The organism is Bacillus sp. FSL W8-0770 (assembly GCF_038008705.1).
In the GTDB taxonomy this organism is placed as follows: domain Bacteria; phylum Bacillota; class Bacilli; order Bacillales; family Bacillaceae_G; genus Bacillus_A; species Bacillus_A cereus.
This window is the reverse complement of the sequence record NZ_JBBOZR010000001.1, coordinates 1,107,228-1,132,027: the sequence shown is the minus strand read 5'-3', so window position 1 is coordinate 1,132,027 and position 24,800 is coordinate 1,107,228. Positions and strand designations below refer to the sequence as shown.

The window sequence follows — 24,800 nt, the reverse complement described above, 5'->3', positions numbered from 1 at the left end:
TTATTTCTTAAAGTAAGTCCAACCTTCTTCTTGGTAAACCTTTTCTTCTTTCATCAACTTACCAAGTGCGCGCTTAAATGCAGCTTTACTCATGTTAAAGCGTTCTTTAATATCTTCTGGATGGCTCTTATCCCAAAACGGCATTGCTCCGCCTCGTTCTTCCATATATGCATAAATTACTGCAGCATCGTCTTCCATTCCTTCTTCTTTACGAGGAAGAAGTGAAATGTTAATTGTACCGTCATCTTTGACGTCAATAATACGTCCTGTTACACGCTGACCGATGCGGACTTGTTCTTTTCTTTCTGTATGGTGTAAGAAAGCACGGAAATGTTCATCTGTTAAAACGAATGAACCTACTTGAAGCGAACGATATACACGTCCATTTACATTTTTATTACGCATAGATGGCGTTGCATCTACGATAATTTCTTGCATATCACTGTCTCTCGCTGGAAGAGCGATTAAACGATCACGATTCGTTAATTTTAACGTACAATATAATTCGTCGCCTACTTCTGGCCATACCGGCATATAAATCGGGAACTCATCAGCTGGAATTAGTATATCTTTTGACACACCAATATCAACAAACACACCTAAACTAGGAATAACTTCTACAACCTTTACCCAGTTCCAATCATAAGTTGTAATAATTGGTTCCTTCATTGTTGCTGAAATACGATTTTGGTGATCAAGGTATAAGAATACATCAATCGTATCGCCTTCTTCAATTTCTCCAGCTACTTCGTTTTTATGTAGGAAAATTTCTTCTTCTTCATTCCCAACCATATATCCGATTTCCGTTTCGCGTAAAACAGTTACCTGTTCAATCGATCCTATTTGCAAATACATATTTTTTAATTCCCTTCTATATATATAAAATTATCTTTTTTATCATTCCAAACAAAAGTTAATTATAACATGATTTTTCCTGTATTTGTCCAACTGCCCAAAATTCACTATAATAAAATGAGGTTACATGAATATAAGTACGAAAACACTTAAGTCTAGACTCGTTTTCAGCTATACTTTAGTATGTACAGTACATAACAAGATTAGAAATTTATTTGGAGGTGCTAACTATGGCAAAAGATAGTTCTTTTGACATCGTTTCGAAAGTAGAATTACCTGAAGTAACAAACGCAATTAATATCGCATTAAAAGAAATCCAAAACCGATATGACTTTAAAGGAAGTAAAAGTGATATTAAATTAGAAAAAGAAGTACTTGTTTTAACTTCTGATGACGAGTTTAAATTAGAGCAAGTAAAAGACGTTCTTATCTCTAAACTTGTAAAACGTAACGTTCCAATTAAGAACTTAGATTACGGAAAAGTTGAAGCTGCAACTGGCAACACTGTTCGCCAACGCGCAACACTTCAACAAGGTATCGATAAAGATAACGCGAAAAAAATTAACAACATCATTAAAGAAATGAAATTAAAAGTAAAAACACAAGTACAAGATGATCAAGTACGTGTTACAGCAAAAAGCCGTGATGACTTACAAGCAGTAATCGCAGCTGTTCGTAGCGCTGATTTACCAATCGACGTACAGTTCATTAACTACCGCTAAAAAGAAAACTCCTCTTAATTAGAGGAGTTTTCTTTTTTGTCTTGTAGAGACAATATTACGAGAACAAACTATAGAAAAAGGTATATGCGGTGAAAATCGCTAAGTGAACAGGGTCTAACCATACGCATACTTTACAAGTGACCGTATGATTAAACTAGGCCTTATTGTAGAATTTGTTTTATACATGTATTTAGCAGACCTTATTGAAAATAAGAAAAAGACACCTCAAGACGTTTCCCCCTTCGATTTGAATTACTTTTCTTAGTAATTACATCCTAGGCCAAAGTCATCTTAAAAATTGCTATAACTCATAATTCCTCTCCTCGCCAAAACGTAACAATTTATGAGTATAAGAATATTTTCCAACCTTTAATGTAATGTAAAATTAATAAGTATTTTAAAAAATGTTAATTAAAAAAGAGTTAGAAGTGGTTATTTGAAGAAATTAATATTATGGTTTTTATTGGCCACATTCTCCCTAAATACTGTAGGATGTTCTAATAATACGAATACACTAACGGATAAGTCTAACTGTATCAACAAAGCTTGGTACAAAAAAATATGTCATGTAATCATTTAAAAAACATTAAATAGTTAATGATAAAGGTCATAAAAAAAAGACACCTCAAAGTGCCTTCCTCCGACTTGAACCATCTTAATTTCAATCATATTTGGATGGAGTTAAAAAGAAGCATAAATTTTTAATAAAGATGCAACTATTGTTTATTTCAAAGGCCTTTCTCTATCCGTATGGACACAAAAACAGGTTAGGAAGAAGGCTTTTTCTCCCTAACCTGAAATCCCCCTCTCATTAGAGAAGTTTTCATTCTCACATCGTTCCTCTTAAGAAATTTCATATCAACAGAATAAATACTATCGCGCCACCGAACAAACTTACATATACAATAAGAAGACATGAACATAGAGCCAGCAACTTCTCATCTACGCTTCCTTTTAACTGCAATTAAAAACGCAATAAATAATACATTCACCCCAACGATTAAGGAGATAAATAACCAATTCACACCTGTTTCTCCTTTAACTTTATACACGTTTGATTCTTCACGCTTTAAAACGAGATAAAATTTTCCGTTTTCCTCTCTTATAATTTCATCCTGCAACAATCCTCTTAACTCTTGTTTTTCACCAATTACACTTGCAGGTAAGGAGACTTTTTGTGTTTCTTTCGTATTATTAATTGCTACTAAAGTTACTTCATCTTTATATTTTCGTTTTAGTATGCTCATCCCGCTCTTATCATACAGAAGCTCAAACGTACCGCGTCGTAAAGACGGTCTCGCTTGCCTAAGTTCACCTAGTTTTGCTATGTGTTGCATAAACTTTTCGTCTGACTTAAAATCCATTAATCGTCTATTATCGGGTACACTTCCTCCATCTAATGCAATTTCAGTTCCGTAATAAAAATTCGGAATTCCAGGTGATGTTAACAAATAAGTAAGCGCCAGTTTTAAACGTGATGGCGGATAATACATATTTTCTTTTGCAATACGCGCATATCTTTTTGTTTCTTGATTATCTAAGAACGTAACAAATTCTCCTTCTTTTTTACTCACATCGTATAACGATTTCACCGATACATCTGCTTTAGAAAACGATTCTACTATTTTTTCATTGTATTCGCTATCCTCCTTTGTCATAATACGAAAATCTTTCTTTATCACTTGCATATCTTTTTGCGCGTTATCCCAAAAGGAACGCGGCTTTTTTTCACTATGTATAACATAACTTCCGTCTAAATCAACTTCTTTTATCCACCATTTCATTGCGTCAATTACCTGTCGTTCGTTTTCTCCAAGCGGAAATTGAAATACAACTTTCATTCCTTTTGCATGAACTTCTTTTACAAGTTCTTTCACATCATTGTCTGTCCCGAAATGTTCATTTACCTTTTTAAAATTTCGCACGTCTAATCCATCGTACTTTCCACTTTCAAAAAGCGGCGAAAGCATAACGGTAGTAAAACCCATTTCTTTTATGTAATCCAACCTTTTTATAATTCCTCTTATATCCCCTCCTTGATACCCTTCTAAATTACCAACTTCTAACTGTTTGTCATTTTTCGGTTCTCCATTATTGAAGCGATCAATCATAATGGAGTATATAACTTCATCTTTCCACTCTCTTTTTTCGTCTGCAAAAGTATGTATTGGTACAAACAAAACAACAGCTAAGCAAAAACAAATGAATAGTTTCCTAGTCCGTATTTTTCCCACACGCATCCCCCAAGCTTTTTAATTGTAAGAATATTATACCAATTATCCGAATGAAACGCATATGTCGATTTTAATCCTCACAAAATAATTCATGTTAGGTTTCCTGACATCATGTATATAATTTTCTGAATTTTTAGTTGATTTTTAGTTTAATTTCGAATATGATATGAAACATAACAAAACGATGTTGTTTTTTCTAACATCATAGGAGGAGAGCTCATGAATATGGGAGATACAGTTTTTATGTTTGTGACGACAGTAATGGTCATGTTGATGACACCAGGATTGGCACTTTTTTATGGAGGTATGGTTCGCAGCAAAAATGTACTCAGTACAACGATGCATAGTTATAGTGCAATGGCTATCGTTTCGATTCAATGGATTGTTATCGGCTATTCTTTATCATTCGGACCAGATCGGCACGGGCTTATCGGTACACTTGATTGGTTCGGTCTAAACGGAGTTACCTACGCACCAAATCCAGACTACTCATCTACTATTCCTCACAATTTATTCATGATGTTTCAACTCATGTTCGCCATTTTAACTCCAGCTTTAATTTCAGGTGCATTTGCTGAAAGAATGCGATTTTCTGCCTTTCTTATTTTTATCCTTCTATGGACAACGATCGTTTACAATCCTGTCGCTCATTGGGTATGGGGCGTCGGCGGTTGGCTAAGGGAACTTGGTGCACTAGACTTCGCTGGCGGAAACGTCGTTCACATCACTTCCGGAGTTGCTGGTCTTGTATTAGCTATTTTCCTTGGAAAACGAAAAAACATAAATGGTTCTTCTCCTCATCATTTGCCATTTACAATGTTAGGCGCAGGCTTATTATGGTTTGGCTGGTTCGGTTTTAACGTCGGAAGCGCATTATCTTTAAATGATGTAGCTTTAACTGCATTTATTAATACAAATATAGCCGCTGCTGCCTCAGCATTAACTTGGATGCTTTCAGAGTGGTTCTTCCAATCAAAACCGACTGCGATGGGAGCTGCTTGCGGAGTTGTTTCTGGTCTAGTCGCTATTACACCAGCTTGCGGGTTCGTTACACCTTTCTCAGCTCTTCTTATCGGAGCAATTGGTGGTATATTATGCTTTGGCGCCGTTTTCTTCTTAAAAACAAAATTCGGTTATGACGATACACTTGATGCCTTTGGATGCCACGGCATCGGAGGAACTTGGGGCGGTATTGCAACAGGACTATTTGCAACTACTGCCGTAAACGGCGATGGCGCTAACGGATTATTTTACGGAAACGCCTCGCTGCTGTTGAAACAACTTGTAGCGATCGGCGCAACATATGCGTTCACAATTATAATGACGTATGCCATTATTAAAGCAATCAACTTCTTCCTCCCTGTCCGGGTAGATGAGCACGAGGAACATATGGGACTTGATATTTCGATGCATGGTGAGAAAGCTTATGAACATGCAGAGCGAGCAAACTAAAAAAGAGATGCAATCTATTAGTAATAGATTGCATCTCTTTTTTGCGCACCGGGCAACATACCCCACCTAGTATAACCGGAAATATATTAACGGTTTTTTGGATATATCAACGATTTTTCAAATATATCGATTGTTTCTTTCAATATATCAACGGTTCGACACAACATATCGATTTACCAACAAATTCCGACATGTTTTACATGCGAAATACCCCACATAACTTTATACAAAAAAGACGACCGAAGCCCGGTCGTCTTTTCCTATTTATTTCGGAGCATTTCCTACATATTGCGTAATATCAACATTTAATGCCTGCGCTAAACGCATACCGTATTCTTGATCTGCACGGAAGAAGTTACAAACAGCTAATAATTTTGTGCGTTCATTTACGTCTTTTAGATCATTTGTTAAGTTTGCAATTAAGTTATCTTGCTCTTCTTTAGAGAATGAACGATAACGCTCACCTGCTTGTTTGAAGTCATTTGGTTTCTCAATTTTTTCACGAGATACATAGCCTTCTACTTTCATAGTTGAATCGCGGTAAGCTTTGTCTTCAACTGGATTCTCTGCATGACGACTCGGTTCGTAGTTGATTGTAGATGGGTTTTGATTCACTTGCATCGCACCATCACGTTGTTGATTCTGAACAGCTGCGTATGGGCAGTTTACAGGAATTTGTAAGTAATTTGCACCAAGACGATAACGCTGTGTATCTGGGTAAGAGAATAAACGACCTTGTAATAATTTATCTTCCGATGGCTCAATACCATTTACAGTTGCACTTGGAGAGAACGCTACTTGCTCTACTTCTGCAAAGAAGTTTTTCGGATTACGATTTAACGTCATTGTCCCTACTTCCATTAATGGGAAGCGATCTTCTGGCCATACTTTCGTTGGATCTAGTGGATCAAAGTCTAAAGAGTCCATTTCATCTAATTGCATAACTTGTACGTGTAAATCCCATTTTGGGTAATTTCCTTTTTCGATTGCATCGAACAAGTCACGAGTTGCATGATTGAAGTCTTTCCCTTGTACTTCTTGCACTTCTTTCGCATTTAAGTTACGTACACCTTGCTGTGGTTTCCAGTGGTATTTAATATAAACAATTTTGCCTTCTTCATTAATCCATTTAAATGAATGGACGCCGAAACCTTCCATTTCACGATAGCTTGCTGGTGTACCGTAATCAGAAAATACCCATGTCATCATATGTGTAGATTCTGGACTTAACGTCATGAAATCCCAATAACGATCTGGCGTTTGAATATTCGTATCAGGTGCTGGTTTTAAGGAATGTACCATATCAGGGAATTTAATTGCATCACGAATGAAGAAAACTGGTAAATGATTACCTACGATATCGTAGTTTCCTTCTTCTGTATAAAATTTAACAGCAAACCCACGTGGGTCACGTGCTGTTTCAGGAGAACCTTGACCATGAATAACCGTTGAAAAACGAACAAATACAGGCGTTTCAGTTCCTTCATTTTGTAAAAATGCTGCTTTCGTATATTGCTTCATACTATTTTTCGTTACGAATACACCGTGAGCACCTGCACCACGTGCATGCACAACACGCTCCGGAATACGTTCACGATCAAAGTGCGCAAGTTTTTCTACTAAATGATAGTCTTCTAATAATACTGGTCCACGACGACCAGCCGTACGAGAATTTTGGTTGTCTCCAACTGGAGCACCTTGGTTTGTTGTTAAGCGATTATTTGGATTCATCTAGGGGGATCCTCCTCTTTCTTTCGTAGTAATCATTATTTATTTAAAATCATTATAAATTAATTATTATTCAAAACTAAATCTTTGTCAACTATTTCCTTCACTTTTTTGGAAACAATTTCAGCCAAACAGTCGATAAATGCAGATTGTGCATTCGGCATATTTGGTCTGAAATATTTGGCATTTAATTCATCCGTTACAACTTTACATTCATAATCGTTGTCATATAAAACTTCTAAATGCTCCGCTACAAAACCAACTGGGCAATATACGAAAGATCCGTACCCATGCTCTTCATATAAATCTTTCGTTAAATCTTGCACATCTGGACCAATCCACGGATCTGGAGTATTCCCAGCACTTTGCCAACCGATTGTATAGTTTTGAATATTTGCAGCTTCTGCAATTAAATCTGCCGTATGCTTTAGTTGTTCTACATATGGGTCTCCTGTTGCAATAATTTTTTCTGGCAAACTATGCGCTGAAAAAATTACGACTGCTTTCTCTTTATTATCAATTTCTGTAAACGTCTCTTTTATTTGGTCTGCCCAATACGAAATAAATTTCGGTTCATCATACCATTGTTCAATTGGTTCAATAACAGGACCACCAATTTCTTGCGAAAGACGAATAGCACGGTCATTATACGCTTTAATGCTAAATGTAGAGTAATGTGGCGCTAATACGATACTAATCGCTTGCTCAATCCTATCACGCTTCATTTCTTCTACCGCATCTTCTATAAATGGTGCAATATGTTTTAAACCTAAGTAACAAGTAAATTCATACTCTGTAAATATGTTATTCATTGAATCTGTTAATTTATGCGCCTGTTCTTTCGTAATTTTTGCAAGCGGCGAAATTCCACCAATCGCTTTATAGCGCTCGATTAAATCTTGGAGTGCCTCTTTGGAAGGTTTACGACCGTGGCGAATATGTGTGTAGTACGCTTCTACATCATCTAATGATTCTGGCGTTCCATACGCCATTACGAGTAAACCTATTTTTTTCTTTATCATCTATATAACACCTCAATTTTATAAATGAGAATCTTTTTCAAGAACATTTGTTTCCAATTATAGCAAACAATAATAAGTACGTAAAGATAATTATTCTAAATAAGTATTTTTTCTAATATGATTTTTAATTTCATTTGACAATTTCTTTAATAAAAAGCGACTTACATAAAAGTAAGTCGCTTTTCCCTTATTCCTTAATATTTACCCCATACTCTTTAAACCAAACGTGAATTTGTGCTAAATGAGCTAAAAGTTGAGGACCTGTCATTAATTGCCCGAACCAAGGTGATTGAAATGCACTGCCGCCAGACTGAATCAATCCGCTCAACTGCTCTTTATCAAATAGTTCGTGTAAAATTGAACCTTTATCTGTTAATAAATCTTGCAGCCATACTGTGACTGCTTTCGTATAGTGCGGATTATGCGTTTTCGGATACGGGCTCTTCTTTCTATATAAGATGTCATGCGGAAGCACATCTTCTAACGCTTTACGTAATAGACCTTTTTCGCGGTTTTTATACATTTTCATTTCCCAAGGAATATTCCACGCATATTCGACAAGACGATGATCTGCAAATGGAACACGTACTTCTAAGCTTGCCCCCATACTCATGCGGTCTTTTCTGTCTAATAATGTTGTCATAAACCATACCATATTTAAATAAAATAATTGGCGTCTTTTTGCTTCTAGCGGACTTTCCCCCTCTAAAATAGGAATTTCTTGAATCGACTCTTCATAACGCCTTTGTACATATTGTTGTAAATTTAATTTATTTCTCCATTCTTTTTTTAGAAGTTGTTCACGCGCTTCTGTAGAACGCATCCATGGAAATGCACTCGATTGTAAATCATCTTCTCTATAAAACCACGGATATCCACCAAATATTTCATCTGCACATTCTCCAGATAAGCCGACGACAAAATCTTGTTTAATTTCGCAGCAAAACCATAATAATGACGAATCGATATCTGCCATACCAGGCAAATCACGAACGAGTACCGCCTCCGTTAAATACTCTGCTAGTTTTTCATTCGAAATGACGCAACGATGATGAGTTGTTTGAAACGTCTCTGTCATCAAATTAATAAACGGAGCATCTGAATTTGGCTGAAACGCATTCGCTTTAAAGTATTTGTCATTATCTTCGTAATCAATTGAATACGTGTGTAATTGTCCTTTTCCTGATCTCTCGTATTCTTTCGCCGCAATAGCTGTAATAGCGCTCGAATCTACACCACCTGATAAAAAGGTACATAGTGGTACATCAGAAACAAGCTGTCTTGTAATGGCATCTTGTAGTAAAAAGCGCGTTTTCTCTACTGTTTCTTCAAAAGAGTCTTCATGTTTTTTACTTTCTACATTCCAATATCTCCATATACATAAACCGTTCTTTGAAAATGTCATCGCATGACCTGGACGTAATTCTTTTATACCAGCATAAATACCGTGGCCAGGCGTTCTTGACGGTCCGAGTCCGAATATTTCTGATAACCCTTCTAATGTTACTTCCGCCTTCACATCTGGATGCGACAATATCGCTTTTAACTCCGAACCAAATAGTAAGCGTCCGCTATCATATTTATAAAAAAGTGGCTTTACACCTAATCGATCTCTCGCAATAAATACTTGTTCTTTCTGTTCGTCCCATACTGCAAACGCATATATACCGTTTAAATGATCGACACATTCTTCTTTCCATTCAATATAAGAAGCTAATAATACTTCTGTATCAGAATGACCTTTGAACGTATACCCTCTTCTTAATAATTCCTTTCGAATGTCTTCTGTGTTATAAAGTTCACCGTTATAGCAAATGGCGTAATTCGTTTCATCTTTTAAACAAGTCATCGGCTGTTTACCGCCCTCAGGGTCTACAACGATTAACCGTTTATGCCCAAATGCGACATTTCCTTTAATCCAAACTTTATTATCATCCGGCCCCCGCTTCGCTAACGTCTCAGCCATCTTCGTAACGACATCTCTTTCTCCTTCTAATGAGCGTTTATAATCCACCCATCCTGTAATCCCGCACATATAAATCATCCTTCCATCTTATTTCTTTTCTTGAACGTGCAGTAATCCCCACCCTAAGAGTGCGGATCAAAAAATGAAAAACTTGACGATAACCTACTATCCACATATGGAATAGCATTCTCACTCAGTAAAACGTGTTTTATTGTATGCCCACCTATGTCTAGATGTGTCTAGTTATAAAGAACGCACGAACTGTCTATAACAGGAATAACTACTTTTCATAAAGGAGAAATCGTATATGATACAACGTAAACATATTTTATATAACCAGCCCCGTGCTCATACAGTCGGTAATGTAGAATATATAAACAATGAATGGGTATTCTTTGATGATGAAAATGATGAAGCGTTTCTATTAGAAGATATTGCCGAAGATGGGTTTGAAATTTTGTATAATAACAATTGGTTACCAGCCCGTTTCTATGAACAAGATGTATTACAAATCGCCAACGAGCAACACCATTTGCAAAATGGTGAAATGGTACGTATTCGAAAAAAGTTACTTCTTAGCTATAATGAATGGCTCGAGGAATTACCTGACTCTGTCTTCACATTATTAACTGAATCATTGCAATCACTTCACTACTCTTTATATGATTGCATGTATTGTCATAATTATTTATCCTTCTTACCGAAAGAGGAGTCACGCGAAGGAGTAAATATTCTTTTGTTTGATAACGACGAAATGATCTGTACACTGCAGCACCATTTCGTACGTCACACTACGTCAAATAAAAATATGTTCCGTTTTACGAAAGTAAATGGAGAAGAGTTGCATATCGATGCGACATAAAAAATAAAAACCACCTTATCTCCCAAGTCTTTGAGATTATAAGGTGGTTTTATTTTTATTTGAATACGTACCAGCCAAGTGGCAATTTCAGTCCTAAGTATAATACTGCTACTAGCGCAACAATAAATAAGCCCCAAACCGCCCCTGTTGGTTTGTTTTTGCTCATTTTTACAAGAACCATTTCCATTCCGCCGATAACTAAAATACCAGCTAACATTTTCAGGCCGTACCACATGTGCATGCTACCTGTTGCTGTCTTCACAATACTCATGTACAACATGAAGCCTGTCACAATAATGATGATATACATTAGGCGAAGCCCCATATGTACACCCTTACCTTTTCTTCCTGCTGAATAAAGTGAATACGCAACGAAGAATAAAATTAAACCTAACGCCCATGCTGTAATATGCATATGTACCATCGTATCCCTTACCTCCTCTTTTCACACTTTTTCACTCTATATGATAACATGTTCATTTATTTTCAGGAAATGTTTCGCTTTTTTACATTTAAATGATATAATATTTAGAGTATTTACAAACTTCTTGTAATAACAAAAGGGGGAACAATCATGATTCAAACTAAGGATATTATCGAACTTACAGACACATATGGAGCAAATAACTATCACCCACTTCCAATCGTTATTTCTAAAGCAGAAGGTGTTTGGGTAGAAGATCCTGAAGGAAACCGCTATATGGACTTATTAAGTGCATATTCTGCAGTAAACCAAGGTCATCGTCACCCGAAAATTATTAACGCTTTAATTGACCAAGCTAATCGTGTTACGTTAACTTCTCGTGCTTTCCATAGCGATCAATTAGGTCCTTGGTACGAAAAAGTTGCGAAACTAACTAATAAAGAAATGGTACTTCCAATGAATACAGGTGCTGAAGCTGTTGAAACTGCAATTAAAACAGTTCGTCGCTGGGCTTATGATGTGAAGAAAGTAGAAGCAAACCGCGCTGAAATCATCGTTTGTGAAGATAACTTCCACGGACGTACAATGGGTTCTGTTTCTATGTCTTCAAACGAAGAGTACAAGCGTGGATTCGGTCCAATGCTTCCTGGCATCGTTGTAATTCCTTACGGTGATTTAGAAGCGTTAAAAGCTGCAATTACACCAAACACAGCTGCATTCATTTTAGAGCCAATCCAAGGTGAAGCAGGAATTAACATCCCGCCAGCTGGTTACTTAAAAGAAGCTCTTGAAGTATGTAAAAAAGAAAACGTTTTATTTGTAGCAGATGAAATCCAAACAGGCTTAGGCCGTACTGGTAAAGTATTCGCTTGTGACTGGGACGATGTAACTCCTGACATGTACATACTTGGTAAAGCACTTGGTGGCGGCGTGTTCCCGATTTCTTGTGTTGCAGCAAACCGCGACATTTTAGGTGTATTTGAGCCAGGTTCTCACGGTTCTACATTCGGTGGTAACCCACTTGCATGTGCTGTGTCTATCGCAGCTCTTGAAGTGTTAGAAGAAGAAAAATTAACAGAGCGTTCGCTTCAATTAGGAGAAAAATTAGTTGGGCAATTAAAAGAAATTGACAATCCAATGATCACTGAAGTTCGTGGTAAAGGTTTATTCATCGGTATCGAATTAAACGAGCCAGCTCGTCCTTACTGTGAACAACTAAAAGCAGCTGGTCTACTATGTAAAGAAACACATGAAAACGTAATTCGTATCGCACCACCTCTAGTAATCTCTGAAGAAGATTTAGAGTGGGCATTCCAAAAAATTAAAGCTGTATTATCGTAATGATAGAGAGGTTGTCCGACATGTTGGGACAACCTCTTTCTTTTTATATTCATTTATATTAAGATTTTTTGTAATTTTCTGTATTTTAAAATCGTAAAGGAGGTGCGATATGCTATTAAGATATGGTAAACATATTAACTATTTAGCTACATCTTTTATTTTAGTTACATTCTTTGGCTTCCTACTTTCCACAACATGGCATACACACTACTCAACTCCTACTACATTCACACTACTGAAAGCATCATTTTGGACTGCTGTTATTCTTACTATCATTGGTTTTGGACGAGAAAAAAACGCACTTACGGTTATACTATTTGGCATTTGTACACTTGCATTCATTGGTCTTTACACTTTTTCCGTTATTGATTACCTCTATAACCCAAGGCCATAAAAAAGAGCTATCTTTTAACAAGATAGCTCTTTTCTTCACTTCACTACATTTCGCAAAGTACCAATTCCTTCTACTGTAATAACCACTTCATCACCAGCATGTAAAAACTTCGGTGGTGTGAAACCTTTTCCGACACCAGCCGGGGTTCCTGTTGCGATAATATCGCCTGGTTCTAAAGTCATTCCTTTACTTATCGTTGAAATAATTTCTTCTATTGAAAAAATCATTTTATTTGTGTTGGAAGTTTGCCTTACTTCTCCATTTACTACCGTTTCAATGTGTAATGCATTCGGCGCATTAACCACCGATTTATGAATTAAATACGGTCCCATCGGACAAAATGTATCGAAGCTTTTCCCAAGGAAAAACTGTTTATGTTTTCTTTGAATGTCTCGAGCCGTTACATCATTTATAATCGTATAACCAAAAACATGCTCAAGCGCTTTTTCTTTTTTTATTTGCTTCCCTCGCTTACCAATAATGATAGCTAATTCTCCTTCGTAATCTAGTTCGTCCGTTGCATGAGGGTGACCATTAATTTGCTCATTTATGCCAATAACTGTTGTTGGTGCTTTCGTAAAAATCATTATATTTTCTGGAATAGACTCTATTCCGCCCATTTCTATGGCATGCTCACGATAGTTTTTTCCAACGCACAAAATATTCTTTCTTGGCCTTGGAATCGGTGCTAATATTTTCACCTCTGTTAACGGATAATACGCCGCTTCCCCGTTTTCTTTTGCCCAATTTACAATTTCACATACTTTCTCAAAGCATTCAGTTCCTCTTTCAATACACTCTAACATTGTAATAGGGATTGTAACCTTTTCCCCTTTTTGTCTTTGCGCTTCTCTTAAGTGTAATACCTTTTTTTCTTCTTCATCCACAATACCTACAAATACCTTTTCTTCTTTCTTCGCCGTTACAAAACGCAATATTTCCACTCTCCATCCTAAAACTCATGCCCTTTAATTGTATTCGCATCCGTAAGGAAAAAACCTTCTCATACACGCTAATTTTTACAATATTCTTCTCATACCCTATTCGTTACGCCTTTATATTTGGCATAAAATGTAGAAATTTTACTTTTTTTAGCGAAGGTATTTCTTTTTTATGGAGTTTTTGTATAATATGTACTACATATATACTAAAAATTTCATTTAGAGATGGAGCCGATTTCAATGTTTGAGCAAGCGATTGAAAAAAAACGTGAAAAAATGATTTATTTTGCTGAACGCTATGGAATGACTTCTCAAAAAACAGTGGATTGTAGCCAAGAACTGGACAGGCTCTTAAATGTAATTTGGCATGTACATACGGATTTTCACCCAAATCAAACACTCGACACACACACGCAATAGCGTGTGTGTGTCTTTTATTTCAAAAAAACACACATTTTATTGGAAACGCCCATACAATAGTAGAAAAGAAAATTTTAAAAACGAAGGGTGTTTTGTATGCCAGCTATGGTCGGACATATTCGTATCGTCAATATTGGATCAAGTGGTATTTTTCATATTGGAGATGTATTTGCGATTAGGCCTATTAGTTACTCACGTGCTTTCGCCGGGGCCGGCTCTTTTAATGTTGGAGATAACGTTTCTGTCTACAATTATCAAAGTGCAACGACTGTCAACGATTCAGATGTCGTCGATCAAGCGATAATTGGTTCAACTTAAAGGGGGCGATTGTATTGAATTTTTACGTAAACCAAAGCATCATCATTAACAGCATTAAAATTGATAGCATTACAACCTCTTCTGTGTTCCAAATTGGTACTGCCGGAAGTATTAAAGCCCTATCTAAATTTTCAAATACGGGCGGATTTACGGAGCCGCTTCGCCCATTACAAGCGAAAGGACAAATTATTTCTATCAAACCATCAACTAGTTCTTCTTAAGACATCCTTGTCATAAATATATAGCAGGAATATTTTTACCCTCCCTATTGAAAAGGAGGTTTCACAAATGAATCAAGATATATATACTTACTTACACCAACTTCAACAAGCTCTTCAAACACAACAAGCAGCCATCCTGAATTTAGAAGATCAAGTGCGCCAACTCCAAGAAGAGCTTAACGAATTAAAAAATCGCCCCTCCTCTTCTGTAGGAAAAGTGGAATACAAATTCGATCAATTAAAAGTCGAAAATTTAAATGGTACTTTAAATATTGGTTTAAACCCATTTTCAGCAAAAGGACAACAAATTGAAGATTTTCAAGTGGATACAGAAACATTGAAGGTAAACCCTGAAACCGAAACAAACCCAGACTTTTATCAAGGTATCCTCCAAGAAATGCATCGATACTTAGATGAAGAAGCATATAATCGTATTCTCCATTTTGAACAAGAAGAGCGAACACCGCTTGATGAAATGTATCGACAAATGATGGTGGATGACATAAAAAAACAGATGGAGCATCGACTCCCTTATTATTTATCACAAGCGCAATCATATGAAGGTATTTCAACAGATCCAGATTATTTACGAGATATCATTATTCAGGCAATGAAACAAGATATTGACAAAGCCTTTCTCTCCTTTATTCAGCACATACCGGGAAATTTCCGAAAGGAGTAAGTATGTATGAACCTTAACGTTGTAAACCGTGAGTTAAAAGTCGGACAGATTAAAATGAACGGTGTATCGTCGTCCGCACTCTTTTTAATTGGAGATGCAAATCTCCTCATTCTATCTTCTATTCTCGATACACCATTTGAAACAGTTACAGAGGGTCCATTTGTACCATTAGTAACAGATGTCCCTCCTACTCCAGGTTAAGGAGACTGAGAAATTATGTTGCATCATGTGTCTATTGTCCAAAGTGTTTCTATTATTTCTTTAGGGATTGCTGCTGTATTTCAAGTTGGAGATGCAAACCAAATGGAATTAAAAAGTAGAGCTATTGCCGTCCACCGTGAAATTCCTTTTTATATACGGGGAGAAGGTCGCTTTGATGCTTTTGAAATCTTTACAGATGAACACATTACAATTCCAAAACGAACGACAGATGTAAAATTAAACATTGTAAATGAATGCCCTTTTATTGAAGTTAATAACGTTGAATTACGCACACTTTTAAATTCTGGTTGCTTTCAAATTGGAAATGTTGATTATGGTTTTAATAACTCTCGTATTATACAAATCCGCCAATATATTACGGATGAACCTTCCGCACAATAATTCATATAGTAATTAAAAAGCTTAGTAAAGTAGGTGGATGGTATGCCTTCGGTTGTAGGAAATCTCGTCGTGCAAAACAGTAACGGCTCTTTCAACTTAGGAGATTTTTATAACGTATCTCCGAAAGAAAACACGAAAGCCTATAACGGATCTGGAGCTTCCAATGTTGGGTTTGTCGTGAATACGTTTAACGGTGTTAGTGCAACGAATACATTTGATTCTGATGTGGCAGATCAAGATCAGATTGGAACAGCGTAAAAAAAGTAGGAGATATTCTCCTACTTTTTTCTTTTATCTAATTCAAAATTATTAAAATAAAATTTTAATAAGCAAGAGCTTTACTGTCCACAAATAGTGGTATAAACAAGTAAGTAGTGAAGAGGCACTATTTCATTTTATTTAAATGATAACCCGCTCTCCTCCAAAGCCCTCCTAAGCTTCGGCAAAGACGCAGGTCCCATACCATGCAGTTTTAATATTTCTTTTTCACTATATTTTGAGAGTTCTTCTACAGTTTGAATTCCATGGTGTTCTAATGCCCTTCTTGCTGGCGCTGAAAGAAGAGAGAGAAAACCTTCTTTTGGTTTTCTCTCTTTCTCACAGACTGGGCAAGTTGGACAATCGCTACTTTTATAGTACTCGTGTCCCTGTTCACAAGTTCTTAACGTTTTTTCCGTTACCATTTTCAAGCCCCTCTATTCTTCAATATTTACAACGTGATTCCCATCAAAGAAGTATAAATATTTCTCTTTTACAGGATGTTGCAAGCTTTTCTCCAGTGCTTTTGCATATAACGAAAGCTGCACTTTATATCGATCTTCTAAAATTGGTTTCGCTTGTTCGAATCCGCCTGGAAATTTCCCTTCAATCGTATCTGTTTTGAAGTCGATTAACGTAATGCCATCTTCCTCTTCAATCATGCAGTCGATAACCCCTTGGACAAGAATCGATTCCCCGCTATTCCCTTGCCAATCTTGATATGCTTCTTCTGCTGCAAGCATCATCGTAAATGGAACTTCACGCTCAACACTTTTCGCCGCTAATACCCTTTTACCTAAGTCACTGTCAAAGAATGAAATTACTTTTTCAATCGCTATTTCTTCCGCCTGCTCGAATGTTAATAATTCCTTATTTACCATTCCAGCAATTTGCTCTTGAAGAACTTCAACCGTAATCGGCTTCTTCAAATCAACATGCTGCATAACGGCATGGACTGCTGTTCCGCGCTCTGCGTACGTTAACCCTTTTTTCTCCATAAAGCGCGGACGTGTTTTAATTGGTGCACGTAGTTTTTTAATAAAGGCGTTATCACTACCATCTTCTGATTGATAATTTCTCTTTATTTCTGTAACAGATTGCTTCGCACGGTGAGATGTTGCTTCCTCATATCCGTACTTCCACATTAATCTGTCGTACACTTCATCTTTTCGTTCACTTTCTAACGGCACAGCCTTTTTCTCACGAAGCGCTTCTAACAATTCTTGTTTCTCTTCTTGAACTGGCTCTGGTGCAAGTAGCGTATTACCGTCCACAACTTCTACTTTCCAGCTCGTGTCATACCCGTAAATTTCATCTGGAATACTTCCTTGTCCTAATTCAAGAAGCATTTCACTATCACGGTGTCTATATAATGAAGGTGCAATCCAGTCTAAATAACAAGACGCCCCGGCACGTATGTGATCTGGTAATAACCATTCACTATGTTCCCTCGCATCAAGCCATTTTTCCATTTCCTTATTTGCATCCTTAACTGTTCCGATTAAAATTAACTTCTCTTTCGCGCGCGTCAACGCTACGTATAGTACGCGCATTTCTTCCGCAATTAATTCCATTTTCATTTTACGCTTAATCGCAAGCTGTGATAATGTTGTATATTTAATTCGTTTACGCGGATCGATAAATTGCGAACCGAAACCGAAATCTTTATGCAATAAGAAACGTTTCATCAAGTCTTGTGTATTAAAACGACGACCGAGTCCAGCTACAAATACAACCGGGAACTCTAACCCTTTACTTTTATGAATCGTCATAATGCGAACAACGTCTTCTTGTTCACCGAGGGCCCTCGCCGTACCCATGTCATCACCGCGTTCTAAAATACGTTCAATAAAACGTAAGAAGCGGAATAATCCTCTAAATGATGTTGCTTCGTATTGTCTTGCGCGGTCATATAGTACGCGTAAGTTTGCCTGCCTTTGCTTTCCAGCTGGTAAACCGCCAACGAAGTCGTAATAACCTGTCTCACCGTACACTTTCCAAATTAAATCAGAAAGTGATTGTTGGCGCGCGAATTCACGCCATCCTTGCAGTAAGTTATAAAACCACTCTAATTTATCATGAAGTTCTTGCTCCTCTTCAAGTGGTGCCCCTTTTAAGAATGAGCTCATTACTTCATAAAACGAGCCTTTCTTTCCATGAGCACGAAGCGTTGCAAGTTCTTCATCGCTCAATCCAACGATTGGAGAACGAAGTACAGCTGCAAGCGGAATATCTTGCATCGGATTATCAATAACGCGGAATACGTTCATCATAATATTTACTTCCGTCGCTTCAAAGTAACCAGTCGCAAGGTCAGCGTACACTGGAATTCCTTGTAATTTTAACTCTTCCATAATTTGCGGGGCCCACGGCATGGAGCGAAGTAAAATAACGAAGTCGCGGTATTGTACTGGGCGCATACTATCATTTTTACGGTCATACACTTCATAACCTGAATCAACCATCGCTTTAATGCGCTGCGCCATAAGACGAGCTTCAAGCTGTGCTTTTTCGACTTCTGCACCTTCTTCTCCGTCTATTACTTCTTCTTCCGTTTGCTGAATGCACAGTAGTTCTGCCGCTACATCTTCACCTTCTGGATAGGTAGCACCTAACTTTAATTCAGCGTCTGCATCGTAGTCGATTTCTCCGACTTCTTCACCCATAATTTGTTTGAAGATAAAGTTCGTACCTGCTAACACTTCATGACGACTACGGAAGTTTTTCGCTAAGTCGATCTTCATTCCACCGCCCAATCCTTCTTGTGTGAAGCGTTTATATTTTCCTAGGAATAGTCCTGGTTCGGCTAGTCGGAAACGATAAATCGACTGCTTTACGTCACCAACCATGAACAAGTTTCCTTCACTCTCAGAATCTTTCGTTACGAATTTAATAATAGATTCCTGTACAAAGTTCGTATCTTGATATTCATCGACTAATACTTCAGCAAATTTATTACGATATTGGAGCGCCACTGCTGACGGATTCATTTCACCATTTTCACTTTGTTCACTTAAAATTTGTAAACAGAAATGCTCTAAATCTGTGAAATCGACCATTCCTTTATCTCGCTTCATCGCTTGGAAACGCTCTGTAAATACTTTTACAAGTTGAACAAGCTTTTCTAATACTGGGTGCATATCTTGAAAATCTCGTAAGAAACTTTCAGGTTTTCGGCTAAATAACTCTTCTTGTAATTTCTTCACTTCATCTTTCGCTTTATTACGAAGAGAGTCTACTTGTTTTACAACATCTTCATTGTAATCACTTTTCTTAATACGCTTTAACGTTTGCCACGATACATTTTGCATCGCTTCATACAAACTTGTCCACGACTCATGAGCAGCTGATGATAGCGTTCCAAGTAAAGCTAGATCTGCTTGCAGGGTTTCAATGCGAGGCGCTGGACCGTCAGGAAGCATTGCGAGTTCAGTTGCCTTACGAATATGCTGTTCCGCTGTTTCAAGCTGGAATTTCACATCTTCTAATAAATAAGAAGCATATACTAAATCTTCAATTGTCTTTCCTTCTACGTCATATGCTTCTACTAATTTATCAAGCCATTTTTCCGGATTTGGATGCGCTCTTGACTCTGTATGAAGCGCTAAAATCATACGTTGTAAGTCATCATCACTACGGTCACTCGTATAACGATCAACAAGTTCAAAGAAGATTGTATTATCTTCGATTCCGTACTCTTCTTCTAATATGTCATCTAGCACTTCTTCTTTTAACAATTCATTTTCTGTTTGATTCGCAATACGGAAACGAGGATCAACATCAAGCATGTAGTAATATCCTCTAATTACTTGTAAACAGAATGAGTGAATTGTTGAAATGGAAGCTTTATTTAATAGGCTCAGCTGCTTTCTTACGTGTTGAGAGCCTGGTTCATCAATTAATACCTTTTCTAACGCTTCCCCGATTCGGTTTTTCATCTCTTGCGCCGCTGCATTCGTAAATGTTACAACGAGCAGGCGGTCGACATCGACTGGATTCTCTTCATTAATAATCTTTTTAATAATACGTTCAACTAATACTGCTGTTTTACCTGATCCAGCTGCAGCCGCAACTAAAATATCACGTCCATTCGCTACAACAGCTTTCCACTGGTCATCTGTCCATTGACTACCTTCTGGTTTTTCAGGCCAATTTTCTATCATTCTCCGCCAACCTCCTCTCTTATTTTCTCCATCGCTTCGCTATCTTTCATATCTTTTAACGATCGGAACTGATTATCTTCAAGTGACTCATCAAATTGACAAACAGATTTGAAGTTACAGAACGTACATGCTGCTTTATTTCCCATTTTATAAGGAGCAATATCGATAACACCTTCTGTAATATCTTTTCCGATATTTTCAAACGTATGGTGTACATATTTTTGCAGTACGTTAAACTCTTGCTCACTTGCAATACTTGAACGCGCACTAAAGCTACCGTCTTTTTTCAGGCCAGCAGAAATAATATCTGAACTTCCTGTTGAAAGTTTGTTATCCATTAAACGAACAACGTCAGCATCTCCTAATACGAGTCCTTTCATTTTAAATTTCTTTAAAATTTCTTTTTCAATTTCAGCTTCAGATGCGTCACCTTTCATCTCAACGATTGGGTTATGAATATGGAAATACAATACACCAGCTGGTGATGCTGCGTGACCTTTTTTCATCCACGTCTGTGCATTCGAAGTAACAACATCTAAATACGTTAACATTTGAAGTGCTAATCCGTAATACACTTCCGTTAAATCTAACGCTTTTGAACTTGATTTATAATCAATAATACGTAAGAACGTCCCGTTTTCATCTTCTGCCTTATCAACACGGTCAATACGGCCGACAACTTCCATCTTCACACCATTTGGTAATGAGAATTCCATCGGCGGAAGTGATCCTGTACCACCCATACCGAACGGCACTTCTAAATCAACTGGTACGAATCCGCTTGACTTCGCATGTTCACGAAGAATGATTGACGTACGGAAAATGATTTGTTGTAGTTTTTGTTTTAAATAGAAATGACGGTTTGAACTTAATAAAATTTGTCGTTGTAATAACGGTGCGATTTCTTCTATTACTAAAACAGAAAGATGCTTACACTCTTTTATGGATAAATCCGCCCAAGTACGGTTTTCACGCAATAGCTTGTCCGCAATTTTCTTTAATGCCGCATGGAATAATTCGCCGATGTCCGGCGCATCAAGCTTGAAAATATCACGCTCTCTAAGCGATAAACCGTGCTGCGCAAAATGAGCGTATGCACAACGGTTAAATAGTTCCATACGAGAGACGCTTCCTTTAATTATATCTCCGTATAAATCTCTACTTACTGCTGTACTTAGTTTCTTCGCACGATTTCGATAGAATAAACTTGATAAGACGCGGCTACTTTTTTGTTTCCATTCATCTGAAGTTACGTAGAAATTATATACGTCCCACCAAAAGTCTAAATTCCCTTCAAATCCGTATCGCTTCCACGTTTGTAGTTGCTGCATAACGTAAGATAACGTTACTTCTGGCGTTGCTACGTATGAAATTTGTTCTGAACGTGATAAATCGTTTACGTCATTCGTAATAAATGAATCTTTCACATTAGGGAACATTCTTTTTATTTTCTTAATAAAGCTAGACGCAAGTAACGTCTTTCCTTCTTCATCTGCAAGCGGGCATGAAATATATAACTTCTCAGATGCTCTCGTTACCATTTGATACATAACGAACTGTTCTTCTAACAAAGTTTGTCTCGTCGTTGGCGCTAATTCAATCCCTGCTGCACCAAGAACTTCTCTTTCTTCATCAGAAAGCATACCTTCGTCCATAGGTGCTGCTGGAATAACCCCCTCATTTACACCTATAATAAACGTTGCTTTCACGTCAGATAACCTGGAGTGATCAATATTAGCAATTAACACTTGGTCTAATGACGGTGGAATGTTAGCAAATTGAAGCGCCTCAAGACCTGTCGACATAACGTCCGTAAACATAGAAAGAGACATTTTCTCTTCACCAAGCATCTCTACAAACGTATCAAGAAGGCTCATTACTTCTTCCCATACTTGTTCATGATCTGTCGCAAATAAGAAATCTCCACTTTCTTCTGCACGTATACGTAATTCTTCTAGTTTTTTCGGAACATCCAGCTCTTCTAGAAATAAGTAAACTGCTTCACACATTTGCATAACTGTTCCTGCACGCTTTAACCTTTTTTGCATGCGAATAACAGGTGTTCTTACAACGTCACGTAACCTATTTATTTTCTCTTCCATTTCACGTTCACTATCTGTAATCATCCCGTTCGTATCATCAAGAGAACGATAACGGCGATACATCCATGGATCCTCTGAAGTCCATCTCTTTCCTTGTACACCGTACGCTAAACAGTAATTTTCAAATTCATCCATTTCTTCACGCATCGTTTCTTTTCTTACGTCTAATGGATATAAAAGCTCTGTTTTCACGCAGCGGAACACCGCATCATAACGCCAATTCCCACTAATAATCTCGAGTGCAGAACGAATACATTCTACTAATGGGTGGTGTGACATCGGACGCTTTTCATCGATGAAGTGTGGGATATTGTAATCTGTAAATAACGTTCGCATCACATCGTAATAACTTTCCCCATTACGAAGAAGAACCGCAATATCTCGGTAACGATAGTTTTCCTCCGCCACAAGTTTACGAATTTCACGCGCAACACCTTCTACCTCTGCTCGTAAATTCGCAGCTGTACTAATCGTTACACTCGCTTCACCGTTAAATTTTTCATTCGGACGCGCTTCATAATGAGCTTCTAAATGTGCTAATGCCGGAGAATGAAAACGCGGCTGTTCCATAAGTGGAATTGTTTTTTCAATTTCTATTTTCTCTTCACGCGCTACTTGTTTGATTTTTTCATACGTTAACGTCGTTTCATAAAATAAATCAAGTTCATTTACTGGCTGCGCTAACGTTTTTTCATCTATCGTTAACGTGATCGTAACTCTCGCTCCGCAAATCATAAGCTGTCTTACAATCTCTAACTCTTGCGGGGAGAATGAATGAAATCCATCTATATAAATTTCCGCACCATTTACATATTCAGACTGCGGAAGCTTTTCCACTAGCAATTGCAAGTAGTCTTCTGAATCTAAATATTTTCCGATTAAAGCACGTTCAAAATCATCGTATAATAGCTGTAAATCATACACTTTATTCGCTAGTAACTTTTGTTCGGCACTGCTACTATGCGCATCTAATTGTTGCCACATTTCATATACGTTAGATGGCGTTACATTGTAACGTTTAAACTCTGCAATCATACTGCCAAGATGTTCAAAGAAACCGTTTTGCTCCGCTGCTTTTTGGAACACCGATAATCCATCTTTACGAGACTCTACAATTTTACGGAGTAACATATGTACACCCGCTTCATCAATATGAAGACGACTCGCTCCGCCAACTTCTTGTAGTACCTTCCACGCTAATCGTGAAAAACTAAAAACTTGTGCCCGAATAGAACCTCTTACATCCTCACTTCCAATTAACGCCTGCTGCGTCTGGAATGTCATCTGTTCTGGCACAAGATATAATATTGTTTTCCCTCTCGGGCGTTGTTTTAACTCTTCTTGCACTTCGCGTAAACAAAGTGTACTTTTTCCACTTCCCGCTCTACCAATCACAAATCGAAGTGACATGTAACCCCACCTTTCACTTACATAACGAACGTTAGTTTGCTACTATAATTGTATTATAGTACACGAAAAAAGACAAACTGAGTTGTTTGTCTTTTCTATACTTCTACTTCATTATATCAACCTTTTGAAAAATTCGTTTGCACCTCTTGAATTGGCCAATATCGCAAATCAACTTTACCGACAACTGTATCAGCTTTTACAAAGCCAAAGTGTCTACTATCCCAGCTCCCGAGCCGGTTATCACCTACTACAAAAATAAACCCGGGTGGCACCAGCTTTTCTTTCGTTAACTCTTCTAATGTAAAGTCGCCTGTTAGTTGCCTTCCATTTATCTCTTTCTTATACTTCTCTAAATACGGCTCATCAATAAATTGACCGTTTATATATAATTTATCCTGCTTATATTCAATATGATCTCCAGGTAAACCGATAACCCGCTTTACATAGTCCTCTTTTTTATTCGCATGAAATACCACAACGTCAAATCTGTTCAAGTCCCCAACTTGATAACTCACCTTATTTACAACTAGCATATTGCCATCCTGCAATGTCGGCATCATTGACTTCCCCTCTACAACATACGTTGAAAAGAAAAACGTTCGAAAAAATACAGCTAATAATACACCAATTAAAATTGTTCGTATCCACTCTATGCCTTCTTTTTTCAAAGTTTTCTTCATCT

At 37.4% G+C, this 24,800-nt stretch carries 23 protein-coding genes; 12 read left to right on the top strand and 11 right to left on the bottom strand.

Going from position 1 to position 24,800, the window contains the following annotated elements; all coding sequences use genetic code 11:
* On the bottom strand, positions 1-855 hold the full coding sequence (locus NST27_RS05910; protein WP_000281262.1) for a CvfB family protein: 855 nt from the start codon (positions 853-855) through the stop codon (positions 1-3).
* Between the two features lie 230 nt (positions 856-1,085).
* On the opposite strand from NST27_RS05910, the gene NST27_RS05905 reads away from it, so the two are divergent.
* A complete protein-coding gene (locus tag NST27_RS05905) occupies positions 1,086-1,577 on the top strand; it encodes a YajQ family cyclic di-GMP-binding protein (RefSeq protein WP_001040149.1) in 492 nt (163 codons plus the stop codon).
* A 938-nt stretch (positions 1,578-2,515) separates the two neighbouring features.
* Here the strand turns inward: NST27_RS05905 and NST27_RS05900 are convergent.
* The gene (locus NST27_RS05900; RefSeq protein ID WP_050541180.1) at positions 2,516-3,817 is read right to left on the bottom strand and encodes an alpha-amylase family glycosyl hydrolase; all 1,302 of its coding nucleotides are present in this window, start codon (positions 3,815-3,817) and stop codon (positions 2,516-2,518) included.
* 213 nt (positions 3,818-4,030) lie between these two features.
* On the opposite strand from NST27_RS05900, the gene NST27_RS05895 reads away from it, so the two are divergent.
* Positions 4,031-5,263 carry an ammonium transporter gene (locus tag NST27_RS05895; RefSeq protein WP_001055848.1) on the top strand — a complete coding sequence of 411 codons (1,233 nt, stop codon included), beginning with the start codon at positions 4,031-4,033 and terminating at the stop codon, positions 5,261-5,263.
* A 264-nt stretch (positions 5,264-5,527) separates the two neighbouring features.
* On the opposite strand, the gene katB is transcribed toward NST27_RS05895, so the two are convergent.
* The 3 genes from katB to asnB all read right to left on the bottom strand — a co-directional run bounded on the left by katB (position 5,528) and on the right by asnB (position 10,048).
* A complete protein-coding gene (gene katB, locus NST27_RS05890) occupies positions 5,528-6,994 on the bottom strand; it encodes a catalase KatB (RefSeq protein ID WP_001069181.1) in 1,467 nt (488 codons plus the stop codon).
* A gap of 59 nt (positions 6,995-7,053) precedes the next feature.
* Positions 7,054-8,013 (bottom strand): ferrochelatase, encoded by a 960-nt coding sequence (hemH, locus tag NST27_RS05885; RefSeq protein ID WP_000592094.1) that lies wholly within the window; start codon positions 8,011-8,013, stop codon positions 7,054-7,056.
* A 187-nt stretch (positions 8,014-8,200) separates the two neighbouring features.
* Positions 8,201-10,048, bottom strand: a complete 1,848-nt coding sequence (asnB, locus tag NST27_RS05880; RefSeq protein WP_061661984.1) for an asparagine synthase (glutamine-hydrolyzing) — start codon at positions 10,046-10,048, stop codon at positions 8,201-8,203.
* A 238-nt stretch (positions 10,049-10,286) separates the two neighbouring features.
* On the opposite strand from asnB, the gene NST27_RS05875 reads away from it, so the two are divergent.
* Positions 10,287-10,841: a DUF2777 domain-containing protein gene (locus NST27_RS05875; protein WP_000616049.1), complete on the top strand. Its 555-nt coding sequence runs from the start codon at positions 10,287-10,289 to the stop codon at positions 10,839-10,841.
* Positions 10,842-10,896: 55 nt separating this feature from the next.
* Here NST27_RS05875 and NST27_RS05870 read toward each other — a convergent pair whose 3' ends face one another.
* On the bottom strand, positions 10,897-11,265 hold the full coding sequence (locus tag NST27_RS05870; protein ID WP_000233495.1) for a YisL family protein: 369 nt from the start codon (positions 11,263-11,265) through the stop codon (positions 10,897-10,899).
* Positions 11,266-11,415: 150 nt separating this feature from the next.
* On the opposite strand from NST27_RS05870, the gene rocD reads away from it, so the two are divergent.
* The gene (gene rocD, locus NST27_RS05865) at positions 11,416-12,606 is read left to right on the top strand and encodes an ornithine aminotransferase (RefSeq protein ID WP_000616660.1); all 1,191 of its coding nucleotides are present in this window, start codon (positions 11,416-11,418) and stop codon (positions 12,604-12,606) included.
* A 109-nt stretch (positions 12,607-12,715) separates the two neighbouring features.
* Positions 12,716-13,000: a hypothetical protein gene (locus NST27_RS05860; RefSeq protein ID WP_047385733.1), complete on the top strand. Its 285-nt coding sequence runs from the start codon at positions 12,716-12,718 to the stop codon at positions 12,998-13,000.
* 35 nt (positions 13,001-13,035) lie between these two features.
* On the opposite strand, the gene NST27_RS05855 is transcribed toward NST27_RS05860, so the two are convergent.
* A complete protein-coding gene (locus tag NST27_RS05855) occupies positions 13,036-13,935 on the bottom strand; it encodes a fumarylacetoacetate hydrolase family protein (RefSeq protein WP_001213086.1) in 900 nt (299 codons plus the stop codon).
* A gap of 246 nt (positions 13,936-14,181) precedes the next feature.
* On the opposite strand from NST27_RS05855, the gene NST27_RS05850 reads away from it, so the two are divergent.
* The 7 genes from NST27_RS05850 to gerPF all read left to right on the top strand — a co-directional run bounded on the left by NST27_RS05850 (position 14,182) and on the right by gerPF (position 16,443).
* Entirely contained in the window at positions 14,182-14,361 is a 180-nt protein-coding gene (locus tag NST27_RS05850; protein WP_000462845.1) for an aspartyl-phosphate phosphatase Spo0E family protein, read from the top strand.
* A 96-nt stretch (positions 14,362-14,457) separates the two neighbouring features.
* Positions 14,458-14,679: a spore germination protein GerPA gene (gerPA, locus tag NST27_RS05845; protein WP_001111188.1), complete on the top strand. Its 222-nt coding sequence runs from the start codon at positions 14,458-14,460 to the stop codon at positions 14,677-14,679.
* Between the two features lie 14 nt (positions 14,680-14,693).
* Positions 14,694-14,900, top strand: a complete 207-nt coding sequence (gene gerPB / locus NST27_RS05840; protein WP_001012508.1) for a spore germination protein GerPB — start codon at positions 14,694-14,696, stop codon at positions 14,898-14,900.
* A gap of 67 nt (positions 14,901-14,967) precedes the next feature.
* Positions 14,968-15,582: a spore germination protein GerPC gene (gene gerPC, locus NST27_RS05835; RefSeq protein WP_001070760.1), complete on the top strand. Its 615-nt coding sequence runs from the start codon at positions 14,968-14,970 to the stop codon at positions 15,580-15,582.
* A gap of 6 nt (positions 15,583-15,588) precedes the next feature.
* A complete protein-coding gene (gene gerPD, locus NST27_RS05830) occupies positions 15,589-15,783 on the top strand; it encodes a spore germination protein GerPD (RefSeq protein ID WP_001052807.1) in 195 nt (64 codons plus the stop codon).
* A 15-nt stretch (positions 15,784-15,798) separates the two neighbouring features.
* The gene (locus NST27_RS05825) at positions 15,799-16,185 is read left to right on the top strand and encodes a spore germination protein GerPE (RefSeq protein WP_000902336.1); all 387 of its coding nucleotides are present in this window, start codon (positions 15,799-15,801) and stop codon (positions 16,183-16,185) included.
* A gap of 42 nt (positions 16,186-16,227) precedes the next feature.
* Positions 16,228-16,443 carry a spore germination protein GerPF gene (gerPF, locus tag NST27_RS05820; protein WP_001141566.1) on the top strand — a complete coding sequence of 72 codons (216 nt, stop codon included), beginning with the start codon at positions 16,228-16,230 and terminating at the stop codon, positions 16,441-16,443.
* 137 nt (positions 16,444-16,580) lie between these two features.
* On the opposite strand, the gene NST27_RS05815 is transcribed toward gerPF, so the two are convergent.
* From NST27_RS05815 to lepB, 4 genes are all read right to left on the bottom strand, one after another.
* A complete protein-coding gene (locus NST27_RS05815; RefSeq protein ID WP_000255727.1) occupies positions 16,581-16,868 on the bottom strand; it encodes an RNA polymerase alpha subunit C-terminal domain-containing protein in 288 nt (95 codons plus the stop codon).
* Between the two features lie 12 nt (positions 16,869-16,880).
* Entirely contained in the window at positions 16,881-20,606 is a 3,726-nt protein-coding gene (gene addA, locus NST27_RS05810; RefSeq protein WP_000572257.1) for a helicase-exonuclease AddAB subunit AddA, read from the bottom strand.
* Positions 20,603-24,118 (bottom strand): helicase-exonuclease AddAB subunit AddB, encoded by a 3,516-nt coding sequence (gene addB / locus NST27_RS05805; RefSeq protein WP_047385731.1) that lies wholly within the window; start codon positions 24,116-24,118, stop codon positions 20,603-20,605. Before addB ends, addA begins: the two co-directional genes overlap by 4 nt.
* A 116-nt stretch (positions 24,119-24,234) precedes the next feature.
* The gene (gene lepB / locus NST27_RS05800) at positions 24,235-24,798 is read right to left on the bottom strand and encodes a signal peptidase I (protein WP_000751910.1); all 564 of its coding nucleotides are present in this window, start codon (positions 24,796-24,798) and stop codon (positions 24,235-24,237) included.
* Positions 24,799-24,800 lie beyond the last annotated feature (2 nt).

What these genes read in the sequence shown, in the direction of transcription:
- gerPC (WP_001070760.1), top strand. Translation starts at nt 14,968, where the DNA reads ATGAATCAAGATATATATACTTACTTACACCAACTTCAACAAGCTCTT.
- NST27_RS05905 (WP_001040149.1), top strand. Translation starts at nt 1,086, where the DNA reads ATGGCAAAAGATAGTTCTTTTGACATCGTTTCGAAAGTAGAATTACCT.
- gerPA (WP_001111188.1), top strand. Translation starts at nt 14,458, where the DNA reads ATGCCAGCTATGGTCGGACATATTCGTATCGTCAATATTGGATCAAGT.
- NST27_RS05900 (WP_050541180.1), bottom strand. Translation starts at nt 3,817, where the DNA reads ATGCGTGTGGGAAAAATACGGACTAGGAAACTATTCATTTGTTTTTGC.
- katB (WP_001069181.1), bottom strand. Translation starts at nt 6,994, where the DNA reads ATGAATCCAAATAATCGCTTAACAACAAACCAAGGTGCTCCAGTTGGA.
- addB (WP_047385731.1), bottom strand. Translation starts at nt 24,118, where the DNA reads ATGTCACTTCGATTTGTGATTGGTAGAGCGGGAAGTGGAAAAAGTACA.
- NST27_RS05870 (WP_000233495.1), bottom strand. Translation starts at nt 11,265, where the DNA reads ATGGTACATATGCATATTACAGCATGGGCGTTAGGTTTAATTTTATTC.
- NST27_RS05910 (WP_000281262.1), bottom strand. Translation starts at nt 855, where the DNA reads ATGTATTTGCAAATAGGATCGATTGAACAGGTAACTGTTTTACGCGAA.
- gerPF (WP_001141566.1), top strand. Translation starts at nt 16,228, where the DNA reads ATGCCTTCGGTTGTAGGAAATCTCGTCGTGCAAAACAGTAACGGCTCT.
- asnB (WP_061661984.1), bottom strand. Translation starts at nt 10,048, where the DNA reads ATGTGCGGGATTACAGGATGGGTGGATTATAAACGCTCATTAGAAGGA.
- NST27_RS05815 (WP_000255727.1), bottom strand. Translation starts at nt 16,868, where the DNA reads ATGGTAACGGAAAAAACGTTAAGAACTTGTGAACAGGGACACGAGTAC.
- NST27_RS05875 (WP_000616049.1), top strand. Translation starts at nt 10,287, where the DNA reads ATGATACAACGTAAACATATTTTATATAACCAGCCCCGTGCTCATACA.
- NST27_RS05850 (WP_000462845.1), top strand. Translation starts at nt 14,182, where the DNA reads ATGTTTGAGCAAGCGATTGAAAAAAAACGTGAAAAAATGATTTATTTT.
- gerPD (WP_001052807.1), top strand. Translation starts at nt 15,589, where the DNA reads ATGAACCTTAACGTTGTAAACCGTGAGTTAAAAGTCGGACAGATTAAA.
- NST27_RS05825 (WP_000902336.1), top strand. Translation starts at nt 15,799, where the DNA reads ATGTTGCATCATGTGTCTATTGTCCAAAGTGTTTCTATTATTTCTTTA.
- NST27_RS05895 (WP_001055848.1), top strand. Translation starts at nt 4,031, where the DNA reads ATGAATATGGGAGATACAGTTTTTATGTTTGTGACGACAGTAATGGTC.
- addA (WP_000572257.1), bottom strand. Translation starts at nt 20,606, where the DNA reads ATGATAGAAAATTGGCCTGAAAAACCAGAAGGTAGTCAATGGACAGAT.
- rocD (WP_000616660.1), top strand. Translation starts at nt 11,416, where the DNA reads ATGATTCAAACTAAGGATATTATCGAACTTACAGACACATATGGAGCA.
- NST27_RS05860 (WP_047385733.1), top strand. Translation starts at nt 12,716, where the DNA reads ATGCTATTAAGATATGGTAAACATATTAACTATTTAGCTACATCTTTT.
- hemH (WP_000592094.1), bottom strand. Translation starts at nt 8,013, where the DNA reads ATGATAAAGAAAAAAATAGGTTTACTCGTAATGGCGTATGGAACGCCA.
- lepB (WP_000751910.1), bottom strand. Translation starts at nt 24,798, where the DNA reads ATGAAGAAAACTTTGAAAAAAGAAGGCATAGAGTGGATACGAACAATT.